General features: G+C 56.4%; 28 protein-coding genes and 2 tRNA genes. 11 read left to right on the plus strand and 19 right to left on the minus strand.

Features of this window, described 5'->3' with window-relative positions; all coding sequences use genetic code 11:
* Together ompA and sulA are read right to left on the minus strand one after the other, a co-directional pair.
* A complete protein-coding gene (gene ompA / locus AC6I8I_RS06765) occupies nucleotides 1–1,068 on the minus strand; it encodes a porin OmpA (RefSeq protein ID WP_312052679.1) in 1,068 nt (355 codons plus the stop codon).
* Between the two features lie 350 nt (nucleotides 1,069–1,418).
* Nucleotides 1,419–1,910: an SOS-induced cell division inhibitor SulA gene (sulA, locus tag AC6I8I_RS06770; RefSeq protein ID WP_312052677.1), complete on the minus strand. Its 492-nt coding sequence runs from the start codon at nucleotides 1,908–1,910 to the stop codon at nucleotides 1,419–1,421.
* A 211-nt stretch (nucleotides 1,911–2,121) separates the two neighbouring features.
* On the opposite strand from sulA, the gene AC6I8I_RS06775 reads away from it, so the two are divergent.
* Nucleotides 2,122–2,751 carry a TfoX/Sxy family DNA transformation protein gene (locus AC6I8I_RS06775; protein ID WP_312052675.1) on the plus strand — a complete coding sequence of 210 codons (630 nt, stop codon included), beginning with the start codon at nucleotides 2,122–2,124 and terminating at the stop codon, nucleotides 2,749–2,751.
* Here AC6I8I_RS06775 and yccS read toward each other — a convergent pair.
* Both yccS and AC6I8I_RS06785 read right to left on the minus strand, forming a co-directional pair.
* The gene (gene yccS, locus AC6I8I_RS06780) at nucleotides 2,748–4,907 is read right to left on the minus strand and encodes a YccS family putative transporter (RefSeq protein ID WP_312052673.1); all 2,160 of its coding nucleotides are present in this window, start codon (nucleotides 4,905–4,907) and stop codon (nucleotides 2,748–2,750) included. The two genes, AC6I8I_RS06775 and yccS, sit on opposite strands and share 4 nt — an antisense overlap.
* Nucleotides 4,891–5,331: a YccF domain-containing protein gene (locus AC6I8I_RS06785; RefSeq protein WP_312052672.1), complete on the minus strand. Its 441-nt coding sequence runs from the start codon at nucleotides 5,329–5,331 to the stop codon at nucleotides 4,891–4,893. Before AC6I8I_RS06785 ends, yccS begins: the two co-directional genes overlap by 17 nt.
* 123 nt (nucleotides 5,332–5,454) lie before the next feature.
* Here AC6I8I_RS06785 and helD point away from each other — a divergent pair, with 123 nt between their 5' ends.
* Nucleotides 5,455–7,509, plus strand: coding sequence for a DNA helicase IV (gene helD / locus AC6I8I_RS06790; protein WP_497828462.1), 2,055 nt, complete (start codon nucleotides 5,455–5,457; stop codon nucleotides 7,507–7,509).
* 1 nt (nucleotide 7,510) lies between these two features.
* Here helD and mgsA read toward each other — a convergent pair whose 3' ends face one another.
* Both mgsA and AC6I8I_RS06800 read right to left on the minus strand, forming a co-directional pair.
* Nucleotides 7,511–7,969 carry a methylglyoxal synthase gene (mgsA, locus tag AC6I8I_RS06795; RefSeq protein ID WP_312052669.1) on the minus strand — a complete coding sequence of 153 codons (459 nt, stop codon included), beginning with the start codon at nucleotides 7,967–7,969 and terminating at the stop codon, nucleotides 7,511–7,513.
* 69 nt (nucleotides 7,970–8,038) lie between these two features.
* Nucleotides 8,039–8,680, minus strand: coding sequence for a YccT family protein (locus tag AC6I8I_RS06800; RefSeq protein WP_497828463.1), 642 nt, complete (start codon nucleotides 8,678–8,680; stop codon nucleotides 8,039–8,041).
* Nucleotides 8,681–8,856: 176 nt separating this feature from the next.
* Between AC6I8I_RS06800 and AC6I8I_RS06805 the strand changes: the two genes are divergently transcribed.
* Nucleotides 8,857–9,270, plus strand: coding sequence for a CoA-binding protein (locus tag AC6I8I_RS06805; RefSeq protein ID WP_497828464.1), 414 nt, complete (start codon nucleotides 8,857–8,859; stop codon nucleotides 9,268–9,270).
* A gap of 36 nt (nucleotides 9,271–9,306) precedes the next feature.
* Here AC6I8I_RS06805 and hspQ read toward each other — a convergent pair whose 3' ends face one another.
* Nucleotides 9,307–9,624 (minus strand): heat shock protein HspQ, encoded by a 318-nt coding sequence (gene hspQ / locus AC6I8I_RS06810; RefSeq protein ID WP_031376107.1) that lies wholly within the window; start codon nucleotides 9,622–9,624, stop codon nucleotides 9,307–9,309.
* Between the two features lie 59 nt (nucleotides 9,625–9,683).
* On the minus strand, nucleotides 9,684–10,874 hold the full coding sequence (gene rlmI / locus AC6I8I_RS06815) for a 23S rRNA (cytosine(1962)-C(5))-methyltransferase RlmI (RefSeq protein ID WP_046288409.1): 1,191 nt from the start codon (nucleotides 10,872–10,874) through the stop codon (nucleotides 9,684–9,686).
* An 85-nt stretch (nucleotides 10,875–10,959) separates the two neighbouring features.
* On the opposite strand from rlmI, the gene yccX reads away from it, so the two are divergent.
* Nucleotides 10,960–11,238, plus strand: a complete 279-nt coding sequence (gene yccX / locus AC6I8I_RS06820; RefSeq protein WP_497828465.1) for an acylphosphatase — start codon at nucleotides 10,960–10,962, stop codon at nucleotides 11,236–11,238.
* A gap of 12 nt (nucleotides 11,239–11,250) precedes the next feature.
* Here the strand turns inward: yccX and AC6I8I_RS06825 are convergent, their stop codons facing one another.
* Complete coding sequence (locus AC6I8I_RS06825) at nucleotides 11,251–11,577, minus strand: TusE/DsrC/DsvC family sulfur relay protein (protein WP_312756507.1); 327 nt, start codon at nucleotides 11,575–11,577, stop codon at nucleotides 11,251–11,253.
* Between the two features lie 107 nt (nucleotides 11,578–11,684).
* Nucleotides 11,685–12,338, minus strand: coding sequence for an FtsH protease modulator YccA (yccA, locus tag AC6I8I_RS06830; RefSeq protein ID WP_031376104.1), 654 nt, complete (start codon nucleotides 12,336–12,338; stop codon nucleotides 11,685–11,687).
* 220 nt (nucleotides 12,339–12,558) lie between these two features.
* Between yccA and AC6I8I_RS06835 the strand changes: the two genes are divergently transcribed.
* The 3 genes from AC6I8I_RS06835 (at nucleotide 12,559) to agp (ending at nucleotide 14,827) form a co-directional block, all read left to right on the plus strand.
* Nucleotides 12,559–12,646, plus strand: a tRNA-Ser gene (locus tag AC6I8I_RS06835).
* 72 nt (nucleotides 12,647–12,718) lie between these two features.
* Nucleotides 12,719–12,806 (plus strand) — tRNA-Ser (locus tag AC6I8I_RS06840).
* A gap of 272 nt (nucleotides 12,807–13,078) precedes the next feature.
* Entirely contained in the window at nucleotides 13,079–14,827 is a 1,749-nt protein-coding gene (gene agp, locus AC6I8I_RS06845; RefSeq protein ID WP_497828466.1) for a bifunctional glucose-1-phosphatase/inositol phosphatase, read from the plus strand.
* 65 nt (nucleotides 14,828–14,892) lie between these two features.
* Here the strand turns inward: agp and AC6I8I_RS06850 are convergent, their stop codons facing one another.
* Genes AC6I8I_RS06850 through wrbA form a run of 3 tightly spaced genes read right to left on the minus strand, consistent with a single transcriptional unit; the run spans nucleotide 14,893 to nucleotide 17,170 of the window.
* Entirely contained in the window at nucleotides 14,893–16,266 is a 1,374-nt protein-coding gene (locus AC6I8I_RS06850; RefSeq protein WP_497828467.1) for an NAD-dependent succinate-semialdehyde dehydrogenase, read from the minus strand.
* A gap of 53 nt (nucleotides 16,267–16,319) precedes the next feature.
* A complete protein-coding gene (locus tag AC6I8I_RS06855) occupies nucleotides 16,320–16,550 on the minus strand; it encodes a YccJ family protein (RefSeq protein ID WP_031376101.1) in 231 nt (76 codons plus the stop codon).
* A gap of 20 nt (nucleotides 16,551–16,570) precedes the next feature.
* Entirely contained in the window at nucleotides 16,571–17,170 is a 600-nt protein-coding gene (gene wrbA / locus AC6I8I_RS06860; RefSeq protein WP_312052654.1) for an NAD(P)H:quinone oxidoreductase, read from the minus strand.
* 302 nt (nucleotides 17,171–17,472) lie between these two features.
* On the opposite strand from wrbA, the gene AC6I8I_RS06865 reads away from it, so the two are divergent.
* Together AC6I8I_RS06865 and AC6I8I_RS06870 are read left to right on the plus strand one after the other, a co-directional pair.
* On the plus strand, nucleotides 17,473–17,649 hold the full coding sequence (locus tag AC6I8I_RS06865) for a con-10 family general stress protein (protein ID WP_312052652.1): 177 nt from the start codon (nucleotides 17,473–17,475) through the stop codon (nucleotides 17,647–17,649).
* A gap of 94 nt (nucleotides 17,650–17,743) precedes the next feature.
* Nucleotides 17,744–18,667 (plus strand): DMT family transporter, encoded by a 924-nt coding sequence (locus AC6I8I_RS06870; protein WP_312756514.1) that lies wholly within the window; start codon nucleotides 17,744–17,746, stop codon nucleotides 18,665–18,667.
* Here AC6I8I_RS06870 and rutG read toward each other — a convergent pair whose 3' ends face one another.
* From rutG to rutA, 6 genes are read right to left on the minus strand one after another with little or no spacing between them, the layout of a single operon-like run.
* Nucleotides 18,668–19,996, minus strand: a complete 1,329-nt coding sequence (rutG, locus tag AC6I8I_RS06875) for a pyrimidine utilization transport protein G (RefSeq protein ID WP_312052649.1) — start codon at nucleotides 19,994–19,996, stop codon at nucleotides 18,668–18,670.
* A 55-nt stretch (nucleotides 19,997–20,051) separates the two neighbouring features.
* Entirely contained in the window at nucleotides 20,052–20,567 is a 516-nt protein-coding gene (rutF, locus tag AC6I8I_RS06880; RefSeq protein ID WP_312052648.1) for an NADH-dependent FMN reductase RutF, read from the minus strand.
* Between the two features lie 20 nt (nucleotides 20,568–20,587).
* Nucleotides 20,588–21,397, minus strand: a complete 810-nt coding sequence (rutD, locus tag AC6I8I_RS06885) for a pyrimidine utilization protein D (protein ID WP_312052647.1) — start codon at nucleotides 21,395–21,397, stop codon at nucleotides 20,588–20,590.
* Nucleotides 21,397–21,792 (minus strand): pyrimidine utilization protein C, encoded by a 396-nt coding sequence (gene rutC / locus AC6I8I_RS06890; RefSeq protein WP_031376096.1) that lies wholly within the window; start codon nucleotides 21,790–21,792, stop codon nucleotides 21,397–21,399. Before rutC ends, rutD begins: the two co-directional genes overlap by 1 nt.
* Before the next feature lie 24 nt (nucleotides 21,793–21,816).
* Nucleotides 21,817–22,539: a pyrimidine utilization protein B gene (gene rutB / locus AC6I8I_RS06895; RefSeq protein WP_312052644.1), complete on the minus strand. Its 723-nt coding sequence runs from the start codon at nucleotides 22,537–22,539 to the stop codon at nucleotides 21,817–21,819.
* Complete coding sequence (rutA, locus tag AC6I8I_RS06900) at nucleotides 22,539–23,630, minus strand: pyrimidine utilization protein A (RefSeq protein WP_089561072.1); 1,092 nt, start codon at nucleotides 23,628–23,630, stop codon at nucleotides 22,539–22,541. The genes rutB and rutA overlap by 1 nt, the downstream gene beginning before the upstream one ends.
* Before the next feature lie 306 nt (nucleotides 23,631–23,936).
* On the opposite strand from rutA, the gene rutR reads away from it, so the two are divergent.
* Nucleotides 23,937–24,572, plus strand: coding sequence for an HTH-type transcriptional regulator RutR (gene rutR / locus AC6I8I_RS06905; RefSeq protein ID WP_031376093.1), 636 nt, complete (start codon nucleotides 23,937–23,939; stop codon nucleotides 24,570–24,572).
* A 36-nt stretch (nucleotides 24,573–24,608) separates the two neighbouring features.
* Nucleotides 24,609–25,583, plus strand: a complete 975-nt coding sequence (locus AC6I8I_RS06910) for a metal-dependent hydrolase (RefSeq protein WP_312052640.1) — start codon at nucleotides 24,609–24,611, stop codon at nucleotides 25,581–25,583.
* Nucleotides 25,584–25,598: the final 15 nt, after the last annotated feature.

The raw sequence follows: 25,598 nt of genomic DNA on the forward strand, positions 1-25,598 counted from the left end.
TTAAGCCTGTGGCTGAGTTACAACGTCTTTGATGCCTTTAACGTCGATTTCTACACGACGGTCCGGCGCCAGGCAGTCGATCAGGGCGTTACGGCCTTTCACGCTGTCACAGGTGTTGCCGGTAACTGGGTTAGATTCACCCATGCCACGTGCAGAGATCTTGTTAGAAGGGATACCTTTAGATACCAGGTAATCTACTACTGACTGAGCACGTTTCTCAGACAGTTTCTGGTTGTACTGCTCTGAACCGATGCGATCGGTGAAGCCCAGTACGACAACGGAACCATCTTTAGGATCCATTGAGCTCAGCTGGCTGTACAGCTGATCCAGAGCCTGCTGACCTTCTGGCTTCAGGGTAGCTTTGTTGAAGGTGAACAGAACGTCAGACTTCAGAGTGAAACGCTTGGTTTCAACAACTGGTGCTGGCGCTGGAGCCGGAGCTGGTGCTGGAGCAGCTTCATCCTGACCGAAGCGGTATGAAACGCCTACGCTCAGCATGCCGTTGTCTGGACGGGTACCAACGGTCTGTGCATCACCAATGTTGTTAACCCACTGGTAATCCAGACGGGTAGCCCAGTTTTTGGTCAGCGCATACTCAACACCAACTGCTGCCAGTGGAGAAACACCGGTGTCGTGGTCGCTGATGCGGCCATTAGTTGGGTTAGTCTGCGTTGAGTCTGCACGCCATACCATGCCGCCCAGACGAGTATACACGTCCAGATCGTCATAAATTGGGTAGCTCAGTTTAGCAGCCAGCTGAATGCCTTGTGCTTTGAACGCGCCGTTAGTCACGTTGCCTTTATTAGGCATGCGACCCAGCCAGTCATAGCCCAGCTCGAAGCCCAGGTATGGATTTGCCTGGTAACCAACGAATGCACCTGCACCCAGCTGGCTTTCGTGAGTTGGACCGTCATTGTTTTGGTAACCGTTACCGTAGTAACCAGTGTCGTGGTACTGAGACCAGCCCAGTTTAGCACCGGTGTACCAGGTGTCATCTTTCGGAGCGGCCTGCGCTACGGTAGCGAAGCCAGCCAGTGCCACTGCAATTGCGATAGCTGTCTTTTTCATTTTGCGCCTCGTTATCATCCAAATAGGCAATGAGCAAAAAGGTTGCTCTTGGTTTAATCCTTCGCCGGGTCAAAACGCTCGCTTATGACTCTACCGCAAAAAAACGGAGGTTATTGAGCACCCTGGCGAGATAAAGTCTACAACGAGATTGGAAACTTACAAGTATGATGTGAGGCGCTTCTGTAAAAAAACAGAGATTTATACACAAATTCTAACAATTAGCCTGGTATTATTGTCGCGGCTCAACGCCCAAAAAACCTGCTAAACCATTGTCAACGCTCGAACTAACAGAATCAGTGGTTTAGCGACGACAGATAAGAAATATAGCTTGAGAAACTTCCGATTTTTACTTAATGAAACAAATCCGACTGAATTTTTAGCGCATTTTGTGGTCCGAGAGGCGCTTCGGGTGTTCCACTCGAACGCAAAATCAATCCCAGGGCATCACCTTCGGCTGCTGCATTTTCCAGTTGACGTCGTTCATCTTCATCCAGCTCGTAGGGAATCCATGCCAGAACGACACTGTAATTTCCGGTACGCAGCGCTTTAATCATCGCTTCAACTGCGTTCAGACGCTCAGAATCGGCAATATGCATGCTCTTGTCCAGCGGCAAGCCGGACTGCTGTAGCCAGGCGCGATTCAGCTTATGCGCAGGGGTTAACCACAGTTGCCAGCGCGACTGCTGACTCAGCTGCTGCAACAGCGGTAACAGTAACATCTGCATCATTCCGGGCTGCTCACTATAGCGTAACTCAGTAATCCAGCCGTGTTGAGAAGCGGATACGGAAGAGGACGCATAATGATGAGCATAGCGTGTATTGTTCGGATGTTGTGTTCGCATAAGTTAATCACTCAGCAGTGGACTGTATGAATATACAGTACTGGCGTTGCGCATAAAGATCAACCCAAATTTCTGATAACGGCTCGCAAAAACGTCACAAGGTTAGCGGAACCGCTATTAATTGATTGAACCGATCAGGCCTTTTTCCTATCTTCTAATTGTCTGAAACAAAAGATAATTTCAGGCATTTCTCTTACATGGAGGTGGTGTGATGAAAAAGTTAAATCCGATCATTGAACGTTCCAGAGCGCAGCTAGCCCCGCTGGGTACGATTGAGTCGCGAACCCAGTTTGGTGGTTATGCACTGGCTGTCGAGCGCGTGGTTTTTGCTTTAGTTAATAATGACGCACTCTATCTGCGCGCCAGTGAGCCGTTACGTGAATACATCGCGCAGCGTCCGCTGGAGCCGTTAATTTTTCGTAAGCGTGGCGTGCTGGTCAGCCTCAACTATTACCGGGTGGACGATGCCTTATGGCATACGCCAGCACATCTGTTGACGCTATCAGCCGCATCACTGGAGACCGCAAGGGAAGAGCAGCAGCATAAGCAGTTATCCCTCCGCTTAAAAGATCTGCCTAATCTCAGCCTGCGTATGGAGATGATGTTGCATGAAGCGGGTATTCTGAACGTTCAGCATCTTCATGAGATTGGGGCTAAGCAGTGCTGGCTGAAGCTTAAGGTGGTGAACCAGAATATCGGATTACAAACGCTGCTGGCGCTGGAGGGAGCAATATCGGGTCATCATTATGCCGCCCTGCCGCAGGCGGTCAGGGCGGAACTTAACGCCTGGTTTCAGCGTACCGTGCTGATGACGCTGAACCCGAAAGGCGGGGTAAACTAGTCTGCGTTAAGCGTGCGGCGCAGGCGAGCGACCTCAGGCATCAGCGCCACCAGCAAGCCAAGTTGCTGCAATACCAGTGGCGCGCGCGTATCCGCATCGGTGGCCAGCTGGCTGATGCGCTGAGCCAGTTGATGACGCATCGTCTCAGCCTGTTGATCGCTGACGACATCCGTTTGCAGCACATCCTCAACATAACAGACCGTATCATCCAGCAGTTTGAGCAGTTCCGGTTCGCTAATTTTATCGCGATGCGCACCCAGTGCAGAGATGTAGCTCAGGAAAGAGTGATTTGAGCACAGCAGCTGAAAAGCGGATTCACGCATCGCCTGGCTGGTACGGCTTTCACTGCTCATATTGGAAACCACCGACGCCAGTTCGGCATCGGCATTATGCGCATCCCGTCGGGCAATACGATAAGCCAGCCGGTTATCTTTGCCCTGATGGTATTGCTCCATAATCGCATCAAGATAGCGACAGTTGGCCTGCAAGGTGCGTTCTGCCACCGCCGGTAACTGACGGAAGCGCCAGTCAGGCCAGATAAAGGCGACGGCCAGCCAGGCCAGACCACAGCCCAGCAGCGTGTCGACCACCCGCGGTAAAGCCACCTCAAACCCTTCGCCGAGCAGGTTGAAACAGAGCAGCACCAGCAGCGTGATAAACAGCGTCGCCTGCGCGTACTGCACCTGCCGGAAGGCGAAAAACAGCACCCCGCTGATCACGATCAGAATCAGTTGTCCTTCGACCGAGGGCACCAGCCAGAGCACCGGCAAGCCAATAGCGATCCCCGCCAGCGTCCCGCCAATGCGTAGCGCCAGCCGCCGCTGTGTCGCATTGTAATTGGGCTGGCAGACAAACAGACTGGTCAGCAGTATCCAGTAGCCTCGCTCCAGTCCGGTAATCTGAATGAAGCCGTAACCGATACACAGCACCACCGACATCCGCACCGCATGACGGAACAGCGCCGAGGCGGGAGTCAGGTGACGACTGAAGCGCAGCCGGATATCGCTCCAGCCGCTCAGGCCTTCGCGTGATAGCAGATTGTCGCTGTGCTGGGGATCGTCGCCAGCCAGCGTCTGCTCTGATTCAATAGAAGCCAGCTGGGCGTCAATCGCCCGCAGGTTGCGCAGCAGCCAGTAAAGCGCGCGGGTGTGAGTGGCCTCTGGCTCGCGCTGTTCAAGGCGTTCTATCGCTTTTTGCAGCCGTTCAAATGCCCGCTCAAACCGGCTGTCGTGCACCCAGCGTTCACGCATTAAAATAGAGTGCGCCAGCTGCCGACAGGCCTGGGCCTGCATATTCAGTAAACGCTGGAAACGGAACAGGATCTCGTTGTAGCGCCAGTCGCCACGTAGCAGATGGTATTGCAGGTGAGACGAACTGGCGCGTTCGTGGATATCCTGCGCCACAAAGTAGTAGTGCAGACTGCGCCGGGTACCGCGTGAGCCGCGATCGCCACGCAGCCGACTTTGCAGAGTGGTCTTGGTCAGATTGAGCTGGGCAACCAACTGGCTGTTGACCATCGCGGCATCAATAAAGGTGGCATCATCCTGTTCACCAGCATCCGGATCGAACAGATTGGCTTTGGCATCCAGATAACGTGCCAGCTGGGAAAAACTGCCCGCCAGTTGTTCCTGAACCGGCCGTACCGGAAACATCAGGTGACCGAGCAGGGTTAGCAGGTTGTACCAGAGCGCGCCCACCAGCAACAGAATCGGCTGCATATACCACTGGCTGAACAGCCCGATGCCGAGCATGGTATAAACCGCAATCAGCAAGGCGCCAAAGGCGATGGTGGCGTAACGCTGGCCAAGCGCCCCCAGCAGAATGAAGCCCCAGGTGGAGAGCGCCAGGCCGGCAATAAACGCCAGCGGGTAGGGAAACAGCAGTTCAACCGACACCGAAGCGATGCAGAAGCAGAGCAGGGTGATCAGCAGATTTTTCAGCCGCCCGGCCAGCCGATCGTCAAGATCCGCCAGCGCCGCGGCCACCACGCCCAGCGTCAGCGGGATGGTCCACTCAATCTGGTGCAGCCACCAGGGAATGGCGGCGCACCCGCTGAGCGCAAACAGAATGCGCAGCAGGTAGCGCCAGGTGCTATTAAACAGATACTGCCGCCAGCCGGGCAGGCTTTTCGACATCATACTAATAGCGACGGGCATTGGCTTCGCGCGCAGCACGCGCCTCTTCCACCGATACGACACGGCGTCCTACCGGCCACAGTGCAATTGCGGCAATCTTGAAGTTAGCGATGCCGACCGGAATGCCGATGATGCTGATGCACTGCACAATGCCGATCGAAATATGTGACAGGCAGAGCCACCAGCCGAAGAAGATCAGCCAGAAGATATTCAGGAAGGTGCCGCCGGTGTTCATGATGTGGCTTCTGTTTTCCGGGCGCAGCACGTCGACATGCACCGCTTCGTTGCCAAAGGGCAACAGCGACAGTTTGGTGATTTCCCAGCAGGAGCGGGTTAGCGGCAGGGTAAAAATCAGCACAATGCTGATTAAAGTGGCAAACAGCCAGCTCAGGGTGGTGAAAAAGCCACCCAGAACAAAATTAAGAACGTTTAAGACGGTGCGCATGACATTTTTTTCCTTTTGCATTCCGCAAGATGTGACGCCAAGTTTAGCCTGTTTTAAGGCTGGAGCGCCAAGGGTCTGACAGGTAAACTCCCCCTAATCCTATTCTCTGTCGTTGGTGTCGGCGTGGAACTGAAAGCAACCTCCATGGGCAAACGGCTTGCCCAGCATCCTTATAATCGGGTCCGTCTGATGGCGGCTGGCGTCGAAGTCTGCGGCGATAAGCATGAGTACCTGATCCCTTTTAACCAGCTGCTGGATATCACCTGCAAACGCGGGCTGGTGTGGGGAGAGCTGGAATTCTTACTGGCTGACGAAAAAGTGGTCCGGCTGCACGGCACGGAATGGCAGGAAACACAGCGTTTTCACCACTACCTGCTGCAATCCTGGCAGCAGTGGAGCCTGGAGATGAGCGAGGTGTGCCGCGAGGTTTTACAGGCGCTGCGTAGCGAGATTGAGGCGTTCAGCACCCAGGATCGCTGGCTCAACCGCAGTGAGCTGCAGGGGTTAAAAGCGCAGATCGTTAAACAGTTTGATGCCTTGCCCCTGCCGCTGACCCGCCTTAATGAATTTGCCACCTGTCGCGATGACCTGGAATTTTGCCAGCGCTGGCTGGAGCAGGGCGAAACGGCGCTGCGTCAGCGTAATCGTGACTGGACCGCCGCCATGCTGACGCGCTATCACGACTTCTTCGCCAGCGTAGAAACAACGCCGCTGAATACCGCCCAGTGCGAAGCCGTGGTGAACGGTGAAGCTTCGCTGCTGGTGCTGGCAGGCGCCGGTAGCGGAAAAACCTCGGTGCTGGTGGCAAGAGCGGGCTGGCTGATGCAGCGCCGGCTGGCCAGTGCCGATCAAATCCTGCTGCTGGCCTTTGGCCGGCAGGCTGCGGAAGAGATGAACGATCGGATCCAGTCCCGTCTGGGCGCCAGCGATATTCAGGCACGTACTTTTCACTCGCTGGCGCTGCACATTATTCGCGAAGGCAGTAATAAGCAGCCGGCGATCAGTAAACTGGAGAGCGATACCGACGCTCGCCGGGCCTTACTGATTCAGCACTGGCGTCAGCAGTGCAGCGAGAAGAAAGCGCAGGCCAACGGCTGGCGGCAATGGCTGCGTGATGAGCTGGAGTGGGAGCTGCCGGAGGGCGCGTTCTGGCAGGATGACCGGCTGGCTAACCGGCTGGCAACGCGACTGGAGCGCTGGCTGAGCCTGATGCGCATGCACGGCGGCGCCCAGGCGGCAATGATCGCTGAGGTACCGGACGAAACCCGCGACCTGTTCAGCAAACGCATCAGGCTAATGGCGCCGCTGCTGAAAGCCTGGAAGAGTGCGCTGAAAGAGGAGGGTGCAGTCGATTTTTCCGGCCTGATCCACCAGGCGATTGCGATACTGGAAAAGGGCCGTTTCATCAGCCCGTGGAAACATATTCTGGTCGATGAATTCCAGGATATTTCTCCGCAACGCGCAGCGCTGCTGACCGCATTACGCCAGCAGAATAAGCGTACCTCGCTGTTTGCGGTGGGAGATGACTGGCAGGCGATCTACCGTTTCAGCGGGGCAGAAATGTCGCTGACCACCGCCTTTCATCACTATTTTGGCGAAGGCGATCGCTGTGTACTGGACACCACTTATCGCTTCAACGATCGGATTGGAGAGATCGCCAATCGCTTTGTGCAACAAAACCCGCAGCAGTTACGCAAACCGCTTAACAGCGTGACCAAAGGGAATAAGAAGTCGATTTCGCTGCTGGCACAGGATCAGCTCGAAGGGCTGCTGAACAAGCTCAGTGGCTACGCAAAACCGGAGGAACGCATCCTGCTGCTGGCGCGCTACCACTATCTGCGGCCGGAATTGCTGGATAAAGCGAAAACCCGCTGGCCAAAGCTTAAGCTGGATTTCATGACGATTCACGCCAGTAAAGGACAGCAGGCAGATTACGTTATTCTGCTCGGCTTACAGCAGGGGAAAGAAGGCTTTCCTGCGGCGGCGCGTGAATCGATTATCGAACAGGGATTGTTACCGCAGCCGGAAGCGTTTCCGGATGCAGAAGAGCGACGGCTGGCCTATGTGGCACTGACGCGGGCGCGTCAGCAGGTCTGGCTGATGTTCGATAAAGCGCAGCCGTCGGTATTTGTCGAACAGTTCCGCGAACTCGGTGTGCCGGTGCTGCGCAAAGCCTGAGTTACTTCAGGCGTTCCGCCATGTAGCGCTGATAATCGGGGATCAAAATATCAACCGCGCCGGCAAACAGCGGCGACTGAATAATAAAGTCGGCGGTTGAGCGGTTGGTGGCGACCGGAATGTTCCACACGGTCGCCAGACGCAGCAGCGCTTTGACATCCGGATCGTGCGGCACCGCATTCAGCGGATCCCAGAAGAACATCAGCGCATCAATTTTGCCTTCGGAGATCATCGCACCGACCTGCTGGTCACCGCCCATCGGGCCGCTCAGCATGGCGTTAACGGTTAAACCAGTATGACGATTGATCAGCGTGCCGGTGGTGCCGGTGGCGTACAGGGTATGCGGTTCGAGTGCGGCCTGGTTTTGTTTAACCCAGTCGAGTAACGCGGCTTTGCAGTGGTCATGGGCAACCAGTGCGATATGTTTTTTTATGCCGAGGGTACGAACGGTTTGTTCCATAAAGGCTTCCTGATAAGTCTCATGCGGAAGAATCGGTGGCATGAGTTTACCCCTGGCCTTTCCTCTCTATCAACTCGTACGTAACATTTTGACCAGTGTCATAAACTGCTGGCGGGTCGCTTCATCAAAGCGCTGAAACCAGCGATGAAGCGAGGGCAATTCCGCCTGGGGGGTCCAGGCAAGATCGGCGGTTAACCGGGCGGAGGAAGAAGACGTCTTCACCTGGCGAGCAAACTGCGGTACCGAGGCGACCTGACCGGTGCGATTATAGTTAAGCATCGCCTTTTCCATATCTGCGCTGGCGCTGGGTGGCAGATGGTCGCGCATACTGACAATCTCTTTGCCGTGTTCATCCACCAGCTGGAAATTGAGGGTGCGATCGAAATGGTAACGCTCGCGTTTGGTCTCCAGCGACGGCAGCTTAATGGTGATGGTTTTGGCGGCGGCGGTAAACGTAACGATCATCGGCACCGACTGGTAGCGCTGAACCGTATCCGGTTGATCGTTTCGCAGTTTTTCAACCCGGAACAGAAACTGATGCTGACCGCGATCCAGCTCTAAGCTGTCGGCACCTTTGAGCAGCGAGCCCGAAATTTTTCGGCCATCCAGCACTAACAGGTCAATCTGCGGATCGAGCTTTAAGGTGATGGCAGAACAGGACGCCGAGACGAGGAGTGTTAACAGCCCCGTGACAGCCAGCGACAGCTTCATTTCAACTCCAGTAGCAGTGGGCGCAAGGGAAGGCGTGTAGCAAATTCTTACATTATGGCAGTTAATTTACATTTGAACATATTTATTCGTGCGCCGGTTCAATTAATTTCGCTGCCGGCTTCGCCGTGAATGACCCGGCCAATCTACACTCAACGCAGGCCAGAAAGGAGATAACAATGAACGATCAAACCATTCGTGATGTGCTGACTCGCACCCGACGTATCGCTTTAGTGGGCGCGAGCGACCGCCCGGAACGCCCGAGCTATGGGGTGATGAAGTATTTACTCGATCAGGGCTATGAGGTGATCCCGGTCAGCCCGAAACTGACGGGCAAAACGCTGCTGGGGCAGCAGGCTTATGCCACCCTGGCTGAGGTGCCCGGGAAAATCGATATGGTGGATGTGTTTCGTAATTCTGAAGCCGCATGGGGCGTCGCGCAGGACGCGATCGCGGCGGGTGCGGATACGCTATGGCTGCAGCTGGGAGTGATCAATGAACAGGCGGCGGTGCTGGCACAGGATGCGGGCATGACGGTGATTATGGATCGTTGCCCGAAGATTGAGATTCCGCGTCTGGGAATCACGCGTTAACTGAGCAGACGTGGCGGCAAACCGTGCCGCCACGAATCAATGTCGCAGATGAGGGGCCTGCAGTTGCTGACGGACTGACGCAGCCAGTTCGTCCATTGACGGCTGTTCCGGATGCTCAACGCTGGTTTCACCGGCAAGCTGAATCTCAGCAACGTAGGTATGCACCTGATCGCCTTCTTCATCTTCCATCACTACATGATACCAGGGCGCGCTGCGCAGCTTCTCTTCCGCGCCAACGTCTTCAATTTTAGGCTCATCTAACGAGTATTCCGGGTCGACATCGACGATAACGCCCAGCACACCGGACAAACGATGACGAACCTGCTGACCAATACCAAATTTACTGGCAATCATAGTGACCTCCGAAAAAAGTACTCCTGATCCAATATGGGGTCAGGAGCCATTTTTTCAAGTCACATTACCCGACAGGCGAAACCTTTCAGATAGAGACCTTCCGGATAGCTGGCAATGACCGGATGGTCAGCCGCCTGACGGAACTGCTCAATGAACTGCACCTCGTGTCCGGCATCCAGCGCCGCGTCGGCGATAATCTTCTGAAACAGATCGGTCGCCATCAGGCCGGAGCAGGAGAAAGTCAGTAGAATGCCGCCTGGGTTGAGCAACTGGATCGCCAGCATATTGATATCTTTATAGCCGCGACAGGCGCCCATCAACTGGCTCTTATTCTCAACAAACTTCGGCGGATCCATGATGATCAGATCAAACTTCTCGCCCGCGTCACGATAACGACGCAGCAGTTTAAACACGTCATCCCGTTCAAAACGGGCGCGCGACACATCCAGCTGGTTAAGCTCAACGTTCTGACGCGCCACATCCAGCGCATCCTGTGAGGTATCAACGCTGATCACCTCTTTACAGCCGCCCATCAGGGCAGAGACGGCAAATCCACCGGTATAGGAGAAGCAGTTCAGCACCCGGGCATCTTTGGCGTAGCGGCGCGTTGCCAGACGGCTGTCGCGCTGATCGAGGTAATAGCCGGTTTTATGGCCGCCCTGAATATCCACCAGCAGCTTCATGCCATGTTCGGTAATCGGCAGCAGCGGCGGCGGGATCTCACCGGTAACGGTGCCCTGCGCCAGTTCCAGTCCCTCTTTCTTACGGACCGCGACATCAGAGCGGTCATAGATAGCGCAGCCCGGGAAGCAGTGCTGCAAGGCAGAGATAATCGCCGGACGCTGATATTCCGCCCCGGCGGATAACAGCTGCATCACTAAAAAATTGCCGAAGCGGTCAATGGTGACGCCGGGTAAACCGTCTGATTCACCGGCTACCAGACGGTAGCTGTCCAGGCCATCACGGGCGGCCAGCCATTCGCGCCACTGCTGTGCCTGTTCAAAGCGGCGGACAAAGAAGGCGATGTCGATGGATTCATCAGCTTGCCAGCTCCAGACGCGGGCACGAATCTGCGACTGAGGTGACCAGGCGGCACGGGCCAGCCATTTACCGTTACTGTCGCAAACATCAATGGTTTCGCCCAGTTGCGCTTTGCCTTCCATACGGGCAACCGCACCCGAAAAGACCCAGGGGTGGCGACGGAGCAGGGACTTTTCACGTCCCTTCGCGAGAATCAATCTGACTGTCATAGTTTGCTATGCTTACCTGAAAAAATGAGGCGCCATTGTCCGGTGGATAACGGGAAAATGCAACGAACAGCAGCAGGAGTGAAAAATGTCAGTAGCCTGTGTTAAAGCGTGGGTTCACGGTCGCGTACAGGGCGTCGGTTTTCGTTACAGCACCCAGGCCGAAGCAAAAATGCTCGGCCTGCAGGGATATGCACGTAATCTGGACGATGGCAGTGTCGAAGTGCTGGCCTGCGGTGAGTCTGAACAGGTCGATGCGTTAATCAGCTGGCTGAAAGCGGGCGGACCGCGCAGCGCCCGGGTCGACCAGGTGCTGGTGGAACCCCATCAGCCTGCTCAGCCGCCGCGTGGTTTTACCACCGGTTGACCCTCCGTCATGCTATAAGCATTTGGCCGGTTTGGGCAGGCCAGCGATTTTGGTTGCCTGTTTGGCCGGCCCTTCAGGAAACAGACGAAACAGATAGCGGCTGTTGCCTTTCTCTTCGCCATATTTCTGCGCCATTGCCTTAACCAGCATCCGCACCGCTGGCGAGGTGTTGTATTCGAGGTAAAACGCCCGCACAAAATTTACCACTTCCCAGTGCGCCTCGGTCATCACGATACCTTCCTGGTCGGCGATGTGGCTGGCCAGTGCCTCACTCCAGTCGTCACGATGCTTCAGGTAGCCTTCGGCATCGACGGCGATTTCGTTACCGTTGAAATTCACGTTTGATCCTCTTGATTAATCACGGCGCAGTTTACCAAATTCGCCCGGCAGAAAAAGCAAAAACCCCGCCGAAGCGGGGTTGAGCAGGTTTGACCGGCGATAACAGGTTAGTTACTGCGCGAGAAACCGAGGATGCTCAGCAGGCTGATAAAGATGTTATACAGCGAGACATACAGGCTGACCGTCGCGCGGATATAGTTCGTTTCGCCGCCGTGAATGATATTGCTGGTTTCCCACAAAATCGCACCGGCTGAGAACAGAATAAACAGCGCGCTGATAGCCAGATGCAGCGCCGGCAGTTGCAGGAACAGGTTAGCGATGACCGCCACCAGCAGTACCACAAAGCCTGCCATCATCATTCCGCCGAGGAATGACATATCGCGGCGGGTGGTCAGCACATACGCCGAACAGCAGAAGAACACCAGCGCAGTACCGCCCAGCGCCAGCGCGATCACATCGCCCATGCCGGCAGTCAGGAACGAACTAAGGATAGGGCCGAGGCAATAGCCAAGGAAGCCGGTAAAGGCGAAAGCGGCCAGAATACCCATCGGGCTATTGGCCAGACGGTAGGTCAGGAACATCAGCCCGTAGAAGCCGACCAGCATCAGGATCAGTCCCGGCGCAGGCAGGGCCAGCAGGGTACTGGCGGTCGCGGTTACCGCCGAGAAGGCCAGCGTCAGGCCGAGCAGAAAATAGGTATTACGCAGAACTTTATGGGTCGTCAGCAATGACGACTGCGATGAAGTAACAATTCTTTCCATGTTGCGCTCCTTTTAGCAGAACACTGAATATGCGCTGAGAATACGCAGTGCAATAATGAGGGAAAAGGCGTTTTACCCTTCTTTACGCGCCATTCCGCTAATTCTTTGAGCAGAGTGGCGATTTTGACATCGAATAATCGCAATTTGACTGTTTTTCAGGCGAATGAATTGATCGATGCTTTACATCGCCAAACGGGATGTTTATAGTGCGCGTCATTGCGGAGGGGTGGCCGAGCGGCTTAAGGCAGCGGTCTTGAAAACCGCCGATGGGAAACCATCCGAGAGTTCGAATCTCTCCTCCTCCGCCACTTTATCTGCTCAGGCGATAAAGCGGCAAAATGTCTGATGATGATTTTGCTTATGCAGTAATGTTACAAAACGGAGGGGTGGCCGAGCGGCTTAAGGCAGCGGTCTTGAAAACCGCCGATGGGAAACCATCCGAGAGTTCGAATCTCTCCTCCTCCGCCACATTTTACAGAACAGGCCAGCACATTGTGCTGGCCTGTTCTGTTTCTGCTATCCGTCTTCCGCATTTCCGAAATTCTCCCGTTTAGCTTTCTGATGAGGGCGGCAGCGTTCATCTGCCCGGCGCATCTCTGCTATAGTCCACTCACTGTTTTTGTAAACATCTGGCGATTTTCCTGGATGAGCTGGGTTACACTGTTTAGCACTTCGCTCTGAGGCGAGCTAATCGGTTGATAGCCAGAGTGTTTCTCTACTGAATGAATGGAATAGGCACAATGATCAAGAAACTGAGTCTTTGCGCATTATCAGTGCTGGCAGCATTACCTGTCGGAACGGTCGCCTTCGCCGCTGATGGCGATATGCAGCTGCAACAGGTGCTGATGTTAAGTCGACATAATTTGCGTGCGCCGCTGGCCGATAATGGCAGCGTGCTGGAGCAGTCGACCAAAAAAAGCTGGCCACAATGGGATGTGCCCGGTGGACAGCTGACCACCAAAGGCGGCGTGCTGGAAATCTACATGGGTAACTACACCCGTCAATGGCTGGCGCAGCAGGGCCTGGTGCAAAATGGCAGCTGTCCTGACAGCAATAACGTCTTCGTGTACGCCAATAGCCTGCAGCGCACCGTCGCTACCGCCCAGTTCTTTGTTAATGGTGCCTTCCCGGGTTGTGATGTCGCCGTCACCCATCAGGATGCGATGGGAACCATGGATCCTATTTTCAATCCGGTCATCACCGATGGCAGCGAAGCGTTCAACAAGCAAGCGCTGGCTGACATGGCTGCCGCCAATGAAAAGCTGGCGCTGAAACCCGCTTTCCAGCGGCTGGAAAAGATCGTTGACTACAAATCCGCACCGGCCTGTAACAACAAAAAGCAGTGCGATCTGAGCAGCGGCCAGAATAGCTTCAGTGCAGAAAATGGCAAAGAACCTAACGTCAGCGGCCCATTAAAAGTGGGGAACTCGCTGATGGATGCCTTTACGCTGCAATATTATGAAGGTTTCCCGCTGGAGCAGGTTGCCTGGGGTCAGATTAAAACGCCTGAGCAGTGGAAAGAGCTGTCTGCGATTAAAAACGGTTATCAGGATACGCTGTTCACCAGCCCGACAATTGCCCGTGAAGTGGCGGCCCCGCTGGTGGATTACATCCGTAGCCAGCTAGTCGATCAGGACAAGGCTAATGCGCCAAAAGTGACCCTGATGGTTGGTCACGACTCCAATATCGCCTCCTTGCTGAGTGCGTTACAGGTGAAGCCATATGAGCTGCCGGATACCTATGAAAAAACGCCGATTGGCGGTCAGGTGGTATTTGAGCGCTGGCACGATGCCAAAAATGATAAAGATCTGCTGAAGGTCGAGTACGTTTACCAGACCGCCGATCAGTTGCGTGATGCCGATGTACTGAGCCTGAAAAACCCGCCGAAGCGCGTCACTCTGCAACTGACCGGTTGTCAGACCGATGCGAATGGCTATTGCAGCTGGGAGCAGTTCTCGCAGGCGTTAAATACCGCCTTGCAGGGTACGCCAATGCAGCCTGCGGCTGCACCTAAACCGGCGGCAGCGGCTCAGCCTGACAGCGATGCGGCACCGGCGGCTAACGACGCAGCTAACAGCGCAACCGATAAGCCTGCGGACAACGCGAACGCCGACAAAGCCGCTGCGGATAAAGCCAAAGCAGAGAAGGCTGAAGCCGATAAAGCAGCAGCTGAAAAAGCCAAGGCAGAGAAAGCCGCAGCGGATAAAGCTAAAGCAGAGAAGGCTGAAGCCGATAAAGCTGCAGCTGAAAAAGCCAAAGCAGAGAAGGCTGAAGCCGATAAAGCTGCAGCTGAAAAAGCTAAAGCAGACAAGGCAGCAGCCGACAAAGCAGCAGCCGACAAAGCGGCGGCAGAGAATGCTAAAGCAGAGAAAGCAGACGCTGAGAAAGCCGCGGCTGAAAAAGCGAAAGCTGATAACGCCACAGCCAGCCAGGCCCCGGCCGCTGCGCAAAACGACGACGCAAAATCGGTGGCAACCGCAGCGCAGTAACTTTATCTGCCGCTGTAAAATAAAAAACCCCGTCGAAACGGGGTTTTTTTATGGCTGACGTCCGGTTAACCGGCGACCACCACCAGCTTCTGATTGGCAAATTCTTTAATGCCGAGGTCTGAAAGCTCACGACCATAGCCGGAACGTTTAACTCCACCAAACGGCAGTTCGGCCGAAGTGTCACTTTGCGAGTTGATGAACACCATGCCGGTTTCAATCGCTGAAGCCAGCTTGCGACCGCGTGCAATATCACGGGTCCAGACCGATCCACCTAAACCGTAGTGAGAATCGTTGGCCAGCGCGATGGCAGCCCGATCGTCGCCAACCACGTAAACCTGCGCAACCGGGCCGAAAAATTCCTGATAATAAGCCGGGTTATCCGGCGTAATGCCGGTGAGCAGGGTAGGTTGATAGTAACATCCAACGCCTTCAACGGCTTTGCCGCCGGTGACCAGCTGCGCGCCATGCGCCACCGCTTCATCCACCTGTTTCACCAGCCGGTCACGCGCATCACTCGACGAAAGCGGGCCCAGCGTGGTTTTCTCATCCAGCGGATCGCCCAGCGTGACGGAACTCAGCGCCGCGCTGAACTGGCTGATAAAGCGGTCGGCAATCTTTTCATGCAGGATAAAGCGCTTAGCGGCGGTACAGACCTGACCACAGTTGCTCAGGCGAGCCTGTACCCCCTGACGCACCGCTTCATCGAGATCGGCATCATCCAGCACGACAAAAACATCGTTGCCGCCCAGTTCGAGAGTCGACTTTTTCAGGTGCTTACCGGCCTGCTCTGCGACGGCGCTGCCTGCCCGCTCCGAACCGGTCAGCGCCACGCCCTGAACCCGATCGTCGGCAATCAAATCCGCAACCTGATCGGTTGAGATAAACAGGTTAGTCCAGGCACCTTCAGGCGCACCGGCTTCGCGGACCAGCTTTTCAAACACGTCGGCACAGTGCGGGACGATATTGGCATGTTTCGCCAGCACCGGATTACCCAGCGCCAGATTAGGTGCCAGCACCCGCATCAGCTGGTAATAGGGGAAGTTCCACGGCTCAACCGCCACCAGCACGCCAATCGGATGATACTCAATCCAGGCTTCGCCCAGTTCACTTGTGTAGGACTGCGGTTTCAGGATACGTTCTGCGTTTTCGGCATAGTAGCGCGCAATCTGCGAACAAATTTTTACTTCGCCGCGGCTTTGACCAATCAGCTTGCCCATCTCTTTACTGGCGATGGTGGCCAGCTCTTCCGCACGGCTATCAATCAGATCGGCCAGTTTGTGCAACACCTGCAGACGTGGCTGAATATCGCCTTTGCTCCAGTCTGAGTGGTAAAGGCGATCGGCGACCTCCAGGGCATGGCTGACGGCCGCCTCATCATGGGAGGGCCAGCTTTTCAGCAGCTGGTTGTTCGCGGGATTAATGCTTTGATAGGAAGACATAGCGTGCTCCTTGGTCAGTTAAAAAGTCGAGGCGGGAAATTCCCGCCCCTGAATTACACGTTTTTTCGTTCTACTGTTTTGTCATCCCAGGTCAGGACATCTTTATCGGTTTTTTCAAAGGCGCGAATCAGCACGTCGTCACTGCCTTGCTGGCGCCAGATCTCTTCTGCAAGCCGCTCATCGTAATTTGCCACTTCGAAAATGGCCTCGGCGATTTCAGGCGAGGTATGACGCAGACTGGCCCATTCGCCAACGTGATGTGCTTTTGCTTGTTCAGTAGCCATAATGTTCTCCTTCGATGAAATCAGTCCTTCAGTTTTACAGTCAGCCCGGCAACGTGCTCACCCTGATAGCGGGCGATGTTCAGTTCCTCTTCCGTGGGCTGACGTGAACCATCCCCGCCCGCCAGGGTAGAGGCGCCATAAGGCGTACCGCCGCGTGTCCGGGAAATATCAAACAGCTCTTGCGTGCCGTAGCCGATCGGGACAATCACCATGCCGTGATGCGCCAGGGTGGTCCAGACCGAGGTAATCGTCAGCTCCTGGCCACCGCCGGTGCCGGTTGAGGTAAACACGCTGCCGACTTTTCCATGCAGCGCACCCGAGGCCCACAGTCCACCGGTGCGATCCCAGAAGGTGCGCATCTGACCTGACATATTGCCGAAGCGGGTCGGGGTGCCGACGATAATGGCGTCATACTGCGTCAACACCTCAGGGGTTGCTTCTGCAGCCGCCTGTTCGGTTTTACCGCCCACCTGCGCAAAGCGCTCGGCATCCATGGTTTCTGGCACCCGCAGGATATCCACTTCCGCACCAGGCACCCGACGAGCGCCTTCTGCAACCGCGTTCGCCATCGTTTCGATATGTCCATACATTGAGTAGTAGAGCACCAGAATCTTAGCCATTAATCTCTCCGGGTCGGTTTGACGTCCTGAAAAGTATAGAAGAGCTTTCGTTTCACGTGGGCGAAGCGCGGCTCAGGTGTCCGGCAGTCGGGTAATAAACCGCCAGGCAATCGGTTGTAAGGCAACAGAATGTGCGTTGTTTAATCAAACTGGCGGTGAATAGTCTGTTGCTAAATGTGACTGTCGCAGGAGCGAAAACAGAACCTGGCTATTCTTTAAGCATGGCTGAGACCGGTGCTATTGCCGTCAGTCACAGGTTGCTTTCTTTCCTCATTTATCGCGTTACGCGACAGGAGTAGATCATGGCATCACATCGTGGAGGTTCAGGAAATTTCGCTGAAAACCGAGAACGTGCTGCAGAAGCAGGGCGAAAAGGCGGTAAAAACAGCGGCGGGAACTTTAAGAACGATCCGCAACGCGCTGCCCGTGCTGGCGAGAAAGGGGGGCGCAGCAGCAGTAAAAAATCCGATGATGCATAAACCTCTGTTCCGCCGGTAACTACCGGCGGTCAACGCCGTTGATTTTCCCCTGTTCACTCCGCACAATAAGCCCGAATCCATCATCAGGTGAATTATGTCGGACGCACCCCGCGGTTTATCCCTGCGCCTTACGCGGCAGGAGCTGGTACTACTGTTTATCACCATGGTCTGGGGCGGCACCTTTCTGGTGGTGCACCGGGCGATGCAGCATTCCGGTCCCTTTTTCTTTGTCGGGCTGCGCTTTGCTACGGCAGCGCTGCTGCTGGCGCTGTTTTTCCGCCGGTATCTGGCCGCCGTCAGCTGGCTGGAAATCAAGGCTGGCACCCTGATTGGCCTGTCGATTGCCGGCGGTTACGGCTTACAGACCTGGGGAATGCAGACCATCTCCAGCAGCCAGTCGGCGTTTCTCACCGCGCTCTATGTGCCGGTAGTGCCGCTGCTGCAATGGCTGTTTTTACGCCGTCCGCCGGGGGTGATGTCGTGGCTCGGCATTGTGCTGGCGTTTACCGGCCTGTTGCTGGTGGCTGGGCCGCAGGATGGCCGCATCAGCCTGAACGCCGGTGAACTGGCGACCCTGCTCAGTACTCTGGCGATCGCGGCTGAGATCATCTTAATCAGCCGCTATGCCGGTCAGGTTGATGTACGCCGGGTTACTCTGATACAGCTGGCGGTGGCGTCGCTGTGCGCTTTCGCGCTGATGATCCCTAATGGTGAAACGGTGCCGGCGCTTTCGATGCCGCTGCTGCTCAGCGCGCTGGGGCTTGGCGCGGCCAGCGCCTTAATTCAGGTTACGATGAACTGGGCGCAGCGCAGCGTTTCACCGACCCGGGCGACGGTGATTTATGCTGGCGAACCGGTCTGGGCGGGCGTAGTCGGGCGGATAGCGGGCGAGCGTTTGCCTGCTTTAGCGCTGCTCGGCGGGGCGCTGATTGTCTGCGGCGTGATTGTCAGTGAGCTGCGGCTGAAAAGGAAGAAAGCGGTGCAGCCAGCGGCCACACCGCAGGAATCGCAGGAATAGTTAGCCCTCCTGTCGCGCCAGCGGTTTATCCGGCAGCGTCATGCCGCGTCGGCGCAGAATCGCATTAAGGATAATGGCGCCAAAGGTGGCGGTGCCGATACCGCCGAGGGTAAATGAACCGATCTTCAGCGCAAAGTCACCGGCACCCAGCACCAGGGTGGTGGCAACCATAATCAGGTTACTGTTCTGGCTGAAATCAACGTGATTTTGTACCCAGATGCGTGCGCCTGCCACCGCAATCAGCCCAAACACCACAATCGATGCGCCGCCAATTACCGGAGCCGGAATGGTATGGATCAGCGCACCAAACTTCGGTGAGAAACCGGCCAGAATGGCAACGATTGCCGCCGCGACAAACGCCAGCGTTGAGTAGACTTTGGTGACCGCCATCACCCCGATATTTTCGGCATAGGTGGTCACACCGCTGCCGCCGATCGAGCCGGAGAGCATGGTCGCCAGACCGTCGCCGACAAACGCCCGACCCATATACGGGTCAAGGTTACGTCCGGTCATTCCGGCCACCGCTTTCAGATGACCGAGATTCTCCGCCACCAGAATGATCGCGACCGGTGCGATCATCACCATCGCCTGCAGATTAAAGGCTGGCGCGGTGGTGTGCGGCAGACCAAACCACGGTGCCTGCGCCAGCGACGTAAAGTCGACCGGCTTGCCGAGCCCCAGCCCGTTGGTCAGCAGTGCATAGAGCGCCCACGCCACCATCAGGCCAATCAGGATCAGCAGGCGCTGTATCATGCCGTGCGTAAATACCGCCACCACGCCAATACACAGCACTGTCATTACCGCCACCCAGCTGTCAAACGAGGAACCGGATACGCCATGCACCGCAATCGGGGCCAGGTTCAGCCCGATGGCCATCACCACCGCGCCGGTTACCACCGGCGGCATCAGGTTTTCGATCCAGCGGGTTCCGGCTTTCATCACCACCAGCCCAATCAGGGTATAGACCAGGCCACAGGCGATCACGCCGCCCAGCGCCACGCTGAGATTGGGGTTGAGTCCCTGACCGCTGAAGCCGGTCACGGCGATCACCACCCCGACAAACGCGGCGCTGGAGCCAAGGTAACTGGGCACCCGACCGCCGGTAATCAAAAAGAACAGCAGGGTGCCAATCCCCGACACCAGAATCGCCAGGTTAGGGTCCAGCCCCATCAGCAACGGCATCAGCACCGTTGCGCCAAACATCGCGACTGCATGTTGCAAACCCAGAATCAGCGTTTGCCCCATCGGCAGCGTTTCATCCGGGGCGATAATGCCGTTTTCACTCAGTGCCGACTTCTTTTGCCATTGCGGGAACCAGGAACGAGCCATCGTATACTCCAGAAGGTGATGAATGCCGGGGCCAGGCCTGCTGAGGGCTGGCGGATTAACAGGCTTCCTGCCGCATAAGCGGATGATAACCGCGGTCAAACCACGCCAGACCGTGGGTATCGTCGTTACGCACCAGCGCCAGTACCTCACAAAACAGGATGTCGTGGGTTCCGACGCTGACAATCTGGCTGATGCGACAGTCAAACGAGGCAACTGCGCCGCTCAGCACCGGCGAACCGGTAACCGCCGTAGACCATTCGGCAGCAATAAAGCGTTCGGCCATCGGCGTCTTGCCGCCGAACAGGTTGGATAAGGTTTCGTGGCCCGCCGCCAGCGTATTGACACACAGCTGGCGGTTTTCACAGAACACCGGCCAGACCGAGGCGGAACGATTGAGGCAGACCAGCAGGGTAGGTGGCGAATCGGTAACGCTGCAGACCGCCGAGGCGGTAAAGCCAGCGCGCCCGGCCGGGCCTTCGGTGGTGATGATATTGACAGCGGCACCCAGCCGCGACATGGCGTTGCGAAACTCAGTTTTCTCTACCACAGGCGCAAGATGATTCGGATTCATCGCGATCTCCACAAAAAGGGTTACCCGGTGACGCGTGCCAGCGGCTGCACGTCATCGGTGTCATCCAGCCACTGCAGCAGCAGGGCATTAAAACGATCGGCATCGGTTACGCTCATCGCGTGGCCGCCCCATGCCATTACCTGCTCCGAAGCGTTCGGCAGCGCCGCCGCCAGCTGAGCGGAACAGCTCCAGGGCACCAGCAGATCGTCCTGACTGCAGATCACCAGCACCGGCTGAGGAATAGCGGCGGCGCGGGCGCTGAAATCGGCGCTCATCAGGGCGTGCAAACGCCGCATCAGGTTCTCCATTCCCTGGAAATGGGCAATGTGATGGCTGTCCTCCTGTTCCAGCCGCGACTGATGCTGCGCCATCCACTCCGCCGGATAGAGAAACAGCGGCTGGGCACGCACAAAGGCTTCAACACCGACGTTAAGCAACAGATCCTGGCGCACCTGAAAGCAGCGGCGCGTGTGGGGATGCAGCGTCAGCCAGCCGTTGATCACCACGATCCGTTCAACCCGCTCCGGATAATCCAGCGCCAGCTGCAACCCCACCAGCCCGCCCAGCGCATGACCGATCAGACTGAAACGCAGGATCCCCTGCTGCGCCAGCGCGGCGGCCAGCTCTGCCGCCATCATCGCCATGCTGTAACCTTCCGGCAGGGTATCGGCGCTGCGACCGGTGCCGCGCTGATCGTAGAGCACCACCCGGTAACGAGCGGTCAGGGCAGCCAGCTGCGGCTGCCAGAAGCCGGCCACGCCACCCAGACCGGAAGAGAGCACCAGCGTTGGGGCATCCGGCGACTGCAGGCCAAGGATATCCAGCTGCATCAGACCTCCTGTTTACCGATGTGCGCCACGCTGGCGATTTCAATCAGCGCATCGGGTTTGACCAGCCCGCACTGAATACAGAAGCGGGCCGGTTTATCACCGGGAAAATAGTCGGCATAGACCTGATTCACCGCCGCGTAATTGGCCCAGTCGGTGATGAATATCGAGTTGAACGTCACGTCCGCCATGCTGCCGCCAGCGGTTTCAATCACCTTCTTGATGGTTTCCAGCACGTGGCGGGTTTGTGCCGCAGCGTCGCCAACGTGCACCACGTTATTGTCAGCATCGAACGGTAACGTACCCGAAACGTACACCACGCCATCAGCCAGCGTGCCAGGGACGAAAGGGGCAATCGGGGTAGTGGTCCCCGGCGGAATAATCACGCTTTTTGGCATAGCAACTTCTCCTTTGTGGATCGCTCAGCGGGGATCCGCCGGTTTCAGGCTCTCGCAGAAGGTGGCGACGTCCGACACCCAGCCAAAAAACGTTTCGATATTGAACAGGGCCGCCTGCTGTGCAAAAGGCGGCCCGGCCTGATAAGTCGCGTCTTCCAGCACCACGCCGAAATACTCAAGGAAGAAACCGTCACGCAGCGTCGATTCGACGCAGACGTTAGTCGCAATGCCGGTGAAGATCAGATGACGGATACCGCGGCTACGCAGCATGCTGTCGAGCGGCGTATTAAAGAAGCCGCTGTAGCGCGGTTTCGGCAACACAATGTCGCCGGGCTGCGGCACCAGCTGATCGACCAGCGCATAATCCCAGCTGCCTTTCGACAGCAGCGTGCCGTGCAGTTCCGGACGTTTACGCATGGTTTTCAGCGCATTCGACTTGTGGAAGTTGGGTGAACCGGCATCGCCAGCTTCAACGTAATCTGCATCCCAGCCGTTCTGAAACCAGATAATCTGGATGCCTGCCGACCGGGCTGCGGTCACTGCCTGTGCGATGCTGGCGATCACCGGCTGGGTGGCAGAGACATCAAACCCGGCCAGATCCAGATAACCGCCTTCGGTGGCGTAGGCATTTTGCATATCCACTACAATCAGCGCGCTCTGGCTGGGTGGAAAAGCGATTGGTTCGGGACGCGCCGGCAGTTCAACCTGTGGCACGTCGGGGGTGTGGGCGCAATAAACTGTACTCATCAGGCCACCTCCTGTTGGGCTTCCAGCAGGGCACTGCGGCACTGCATCAGCGGTTGAATATGTTGACCAAAGTCCTCGATGCCCTGCAGGAAATCATCAAACGTCAGCAGTACGCCGTGGGTACCGTCCACCTGCGCCACCTCATCCAGCATCCGCGCCACGCTGGCATAGGAACCGACCAGCGTCCCCATATTAATGTTGACCGCCGAGGTGGGATCGGCCATCTGGCGCACGTTGGTGTCGCTGCCGGATTTAGTGTCCTGCTGGCTTTGGGTGGTCAGCCATGAGAGTGCTTCTTCATCGGCGCCGGCTTTGTAATGTTCCCATCGGGCGCGGGCTTCTTCATCAGTCGCGGCCGCGATAATCATAAACAGCACATAGGAACCGACATCGCGTCCCGCTTTTTCCGCCGCCTGCTTCATTCGCGTGGAGGTCGCGCTGAACGCAGTAGGGGTATTCACGCCTTTACCAAAGCAGAAGTTGTAATCGGCGTGCTGGGCGGAAAATGCCATACCGGCATCACTCTGACCGGCGCAAATCACCTTCATCGGACGCTGAGGTTGCGGGCTGACGCGGCAGTCATTCATGGTGAAAAAATCACCCTTAAAGTCAGACTTGCCGGTGCCCCACAGATCGCGCAGCACGGTAACGTATTCGGTCAGATAGGCATAACGGCTGCCAAAGTACTCATCGCCTGGCCACAATCCCATTTGCTCATATTCGGGCTTCTGCCAGCCGGTCACCAGGTTGACACCGAATCGGCCATTGGAAATCGAATCAATGGTGGCAGCCATGCGCGCAACGATAGCCGGGGGCAGCGTCAGCGTGGCCGCCGTCGCGTAGATCTCAATGCGCGAGGTGACGGCCGCCAGGCCCGCCATCAGGGTGAAGGACTCAAGGTTGTGATCCCAGAATTCGGTCTTACCGCCGAAGCCGCGCAGTTTGATCATCGACAGCGCAAAGTCGAAATGGTAATGCTCTGCTTTCAGCACGATCGCTTTGTTCAGTTCAAAGGTCGGCTTGTATTGCGGTGCATGGGATGAAATCAGCCAGCCATTGTTACCAATCGGAATAAAGACGCCTATCTTCATGTGAAACCTCTATGCAGTCGGGGGAGGACATTTCACGCGCGGCACTGCTTCCTGCTTCATCCCTGATGGCTGCGCTCAGTCACAGTTCTGCAAAGGGTGTGCCACTTTTTTTAATGCAATAGATAACAACAAGTTAAACTTAACCCGAAAGAGGTAACCGGAGCAGATGGTCCATTTCGGACCGTTTGGTCAAAATTCGCTGCACATTTTCCATGCAGGCTGGGCAAAAAAGGTGCAGGCGGTGGATTGGGCAGGGCGGAAGCACTTTGCTATGATGCGCTAACACAAGAGGGATGAGGTAAACGTGTGAAAACCGATGAAAAAAAGCCAACGCGTCGTTCGCGTGCCGTCGCCGCGAAACGTGCTGCCATTCTGGAGGCGGCATTGACCTTCTTCTCACAGTTTGGCATTCATGGCACCAGCCTCGATAAGGTGGCAGAACGGGCTGACGTATCGAAAACCAATCTGCTCTACTATTTTCCCTCTAAAGAAGCGCTGTATGTGGCGGTGCTGAAACAGATACTCGATGTCTGGCTGGCTCCGCTGCGGGCGCTGGCGCACGATCAGGATCCGCTGGTGGCGATTCGCCGCTACATCCGCCTTAAGCTGGAAGTATCTCGCGATCATCCGCAGGCCTCGCGGCTGTTTTGCCTGGAAATGTTGCAGGGCGCGCCGCTGCTTAAAGGTGAGCTGGCGGGCGATCTGAAACAGCTGGTGGATGACAAAGCGGCGATTATTGAGCGCTGGATTGATGAAGGCCGGCTGGCAGGTGTTCAGCCGCAGCATCTGATCTTTATGCTGTGGGCCACTACCCAGCACTATGCCGATTTTGCCAGTCAGGTCGAAGCGGTCACCGGTCAGACGCTTAACGATCCCGATTTTTTTGATCAGACGGTCAGCAACGTGCAGCGCATGATAATTGAAGGGATTCGGGTGCGCTGACTGACGCTGGATCGACCGTTCGCGACGGAGTAAACCATGGATTCTGTTTCGCAGTTGGTACTGGGTGCCGCGGTCAGCGTGGCGGTAATGGGACGGCGGGTGCCGGTCTGGCAGGCTGCGGCGGTCGGTGCCGTCTGCGGCACCTTGCCCGATCTTGATGTGTTCCTCAATCATGGCGATGCGATACGTAATATGACGCTGCATCGCACCGAAAGTCATGCGTTGCTCTATCTCACCTTAATATCGCCACTGATCGCCTGGCTGGTGGCGGGGCTGTTCCGGCATCGGGTGAAATGGCCGGTATGGTGGCCTGCGATCTGGCTGGCGCTGATTACCCATCCGTTACTCGATTTAATGACGGTGTATGGTACTCAGCTTGGCCTGCCGCTTACCGATCATCCCTATGCGATTGGCAGTATTTACATTGTCGATCCGCTGTATACGCTGCCACTGCTGATTGGCGTGGCGCTGGCGCTGTGGCGGCGCAGTGAGCGCGGGCTACGCTGGAACCGGCTTGGCCTGACCCTGAGTACACTCTATCTGCTGTGGAGCGTGATCATTCAGAGCGTGGCGACAGGGCAGATTAAGCAGGCGCTGATGCGGCAGGGAATTCCAGCTGATAAGGTGCTGGTCACGCCGACCGCCTTTAATACCCTGGTGTGGCGCAGCGTGGTGATGACACCGGATCGCTACGGCGAGGTTTACTGGTCACTGCTGTCACCACGGCGCGCGCTGCAGGTGGTATGGCGTCCCCGTCATCCCGAACTGTTTGATGCGCTGCGCGGCGACTGGTATGCCGAGCGGGTCGCGTGGTTCAGCCACGGTTTTTATGCCATGGCGGAACGCAACGGGCAGATCACCATCGCCGATCTGCGGATGGGAGAAGGCGATGATTTCACCTTTACTTTTAACCTCGGTCGCCCACAACAGCCCGATCCACAGCCACAGCGGCTGCCGTCAGAGCGGCCTGCTTTGCAGGCGGTGTTCTCTGCACTGTCTGAGCGGCTATAAAAAAGGCCCGGTCAG

The organism is Pantoea sp. X-Soil-YNGN-775, from assembly GCF_059730575.1.